2 protein-coding genes and 1 pseudogene are annotated in these 3,068 nt (G+C 55.8%); 2 read left to right on the top strand and 1 reads right to left on the bottom strand.

Annotation, left to right across the window (positions count from 1 at the left end):
* Both adhE and QVO51_RS02835 read left to right on the top strand, forming a co-directional pair.
* On the top strand, positions 1 to 1,927 hold a 1,927-nt coding region (gene adhE, locus QVO51_RS02830), incomplete at its 5' end, for a bifunctional acetaldehyde-CoA/alcohol dehydrogenase (RefSeq protein WP_288167786.1).
* A 15-nt stretch (positions 1,928 to 1,942) separates the two neighbouring features.
* Positions 1,943 to 2,692 (top strand): phosphotransferase family protein, encoded by a 750-nt coding sequence (locus QVO51_RS02835; protein WP_022357153.1) that lies wholly within the window; start codon positions 1,943 to 1,945, stop codon positions 2,690 to 2,692.
* A 50-nt stretch (positions 2,693 to 2,742) separates the two neighbouring features.
* Here the strand turns inward: QVO51_RS02835 and QVO51_RS02840 are convergent.
* Positions 2,743 to 3,068, bottom strand: a pseudogene (locus QVO51_RS02840) (carbohydrate binding domain-containing protein); the annotation flags it as partial.

A 3,068-nucleotide genomic window follows, 5' to 3' on the forward strand; every position in this document is an offset into this window, starting at 1 on the left:
TACGGCGGATATCCTGCTGGCGGTCAACTCCGTGATCCATTCCAAAACCTTTGACAACGGTATGATCTGTGCATCGGAGCAGTCGGTGATCGTACTGGAATCCATCTATGACGCCGTGAAGCAGGAATTCCAAAAGCGGGGCTGCTACTTCCTGAGCCCGGAGGAAACCGAACAGGTACGCAAGACCATCCTCATCAACGGAGCGCTGAATGCCAAGATCGTGGGACAGTCTGCATACCGGATTGCCGAGCTGGCAGGTGTTGCTGTGCCGGAGCATACCAAGATCCTCATTGGCGAGGTGGAAAGCGTGGACATCAGCGAGGAATTCGCCCACGAAAAGCTGTCCCCTGTGCTTGCCATGTACAAGGCGGCGGACTTCCAGGATGCTTTGGACAAGGCGGAGCATCTGATCGCCGACGGAGGCTATGGGCATACCTCCTCTTTGTATGTGGACACGGTCACCGGTCAGGACAAGATCGCCAGGTTCAGCGCATGCATGAAGACCTGCCGGATCCTCATCAACACTCCCTCCTCCCACGGGGGCATCGGGGATCTGTACAACTTCAAGCTGGCTCCCTCCCTGACCCTGGGATGCGGCTCCTGGGGCGGCAACTCCGTATCCGAAAACGTGGGCATCAAGCACCTGCTGAACATCAAAACCGTGGCAGAAAGGAGAGAGAACATGCTTTGGTTCCGTGCACCCCAGAAGATCTATATCAAAAAGGGCTGCCTGCCGGTGGCGCTGGAGGAACTGGGCGCAGTCATGCACAAGCAAAAAGCGTTCATCGTTACCGACTCCTTCCTGTATCAAAACGGCTACACCAAGTCCATTACCGATAAGCTGGACGAACTGGGCATCCGCCACGCCACCTTCTTTGACGTGGCGCCGGATCCCACCCTTGCATGCGCAAAGGAGGGCACCAAAGCCATGACCGCCTTTGCGCCGGACTGCATCATTGCAGTGGGAGGCGGCTCCGCCATGGATGCGGCAAAGATCATGTGGGTGCTGTACGAGCATCCGGACGCCGATTTTCTGGATATGGCAATGCGGTTCTCCGACATCCGCAAGCGGATCTACACCTTCCCCCACATGGGAGAAAAGGCATCCTTTATTGCCATCCCCACCTCCGCCGGTACCGGCTCTGAGGTGACACCCTTTGCGGTGATTACTGACGAAGCCACCGGCACCAAGTATCCCCTGGCGGATTATGAGCTGATGCCCAACATGGCCATTGTGGATGCGGATCTGATGATGCATGCGCCCAAGGGTCTTACCTCCGCCTCCGGCATTGACGCTATGTCCCATGCACTGGAAGCATATGCTTCCGTCATGGCAACGGATTACACGGACGGCCTGGCGCTGAAGGCGATCCAGACCATCTTTGACTACCTGCCCCGTGCCTATGAAAAGGGCGCAGAGGATCCGGCAGCCCGTGAGAAAATGGCAAACGCCGCAACCATGGCAGGCATGGCATTTGCCAATGCCTTTCTGGGGGTATGCCACAGCATGGCACATAAGCTGGGCGCCTTCCACCACCTGCCTCACGGCATTGCCAATGCGCTGATGCTGGATGAGGTGCTCCGGTTCAATGCGGCAGAGGTTCCCACCAAAATGGGCACCTTCCCCCAGTACGACCATCCCCACACCCTGGCACGGTATACGGAAATTGCAGACTTCCTGCACATTCCCGGCAAGGATGACACAGAAAAGCTGGAGGGACTCATTGCAAAGCTGGATCAGCTGAAGGAACAGGTCGGTATCAGGAAAACCATCCGGGATTACGGCATCGATGAAGCAGCGTTCCTGGAAAGCCTGGATGCCATGACCGAACAGGCTTTTGATGACCAGTGCACCGGTGCAAATCCCCGGTACCCGCTGATGTCCGAGATCAAGCAGATGTATCTGAACGCATATTACGGAAAATAAGGGAGGGCAGGACGTATGAATCTAAACAATGTGGTTGCAGTGCGCAATATCAAAACCGTATACCGGGACGGGGACAAAGCCATTAAGGTATTCAACGAGGATTACTCCAAGGCGGATGTGCTGAACGAAGCGCTGAACCAGGCAAGGGTGGAGGAAACCGGTCTGGACATTCCCCGGATCCTGGAAGTCACAAAGCTGGACGGCAAGTGGGCGATCATTTCGGATTTCATTGAGGGAAAGACCATGAGCCAGATCATGCAGGAGGAGCCGGAACGGATGAACGAGCTGCTGGAGCAGTTCGTAGGCATCCAGCTCCACATTCACGAACAACGTGCGCCCCTGCTGACCAAGCTGAAGGATAAAATGAACCGGAAGATCTCGGAAACCTCCCTGGATGCCACCACCCGGTATGAGCTGCACACACGGCTGGAGGGCATGCCCAAGCACAACAAGGTGTGTCACGGGGATTTTAACCCCAGCAATATCATCATCACTCCGGCGGGCAAGTCCTATGTGATCGACTGGGCGCATGCCACGCAGGGCAACGCCAGTGCGGACGCTGCCAGAACCTATCTGCTGTTCATGCTCAAGGGACAGGAGCAGCTTGCGGAGCAGTACCTGCGGTTGTACTGCCTGCGCAGCAATACTGCCAAGCAGTATGTGCAGAAATGGCTCCCCATCGTTGCCGCTTCCCAGTCCGTGAAGGGCAAACCGGAGGAACGGGACTTTCTGCTGAAATGGGCGGACGTGGTGGAATACGAGTAAAGCAGCCCGACGATAAAAAAGCAGTCCGGATGGACTGCTTTTTTGCGTATTTACTGAATCACGCCGATGCCCCAGATGGTGAAATCGGAGGAAGCGTTCTGCATGCTGATGGACACATTCAATGTTCCTGTGGTATCCTGGATGTATGCCAGATCCGCATCCGGACCGCCCCAGGTATACTGCTTATTGCCGCTGATGGTGGACTGCTTGCCGTTGACGTTGATCTGAACAGTGCCCATGCCGCTGGAATTTGCCTTGTACACCAGGAAAATGCCCTTGCCCTGGGTTGAAAAGGTCATGGGGGTATTGGCACTGTTCTTTGCAAAGGTAAGCCCATAAGGCAGCGTACCGTAGCCATTCCCCTTCTGGAAGGAGC

This window comes from Ruminococcus sp. CAG:379, from assembly GCF_000434255.1.
In the GTDB taxonomy this organism is placed as follows: Bacteria; Bacillota; Clostridia; order Oscillospirales; family Ruminococcaceae; genus Ruminococcus_F; species Ruminococcus_F champanellensis.

Excerpts from the sequence above, each read along its gene's own strand:
- QVO51_RS02835 (WP_022357153.1), top strand. The coding sequence starts at position 1,943 with ATGAATCTAAACAATGTGGTTGCAGTGCGCAATATCAAAACCGTATAC.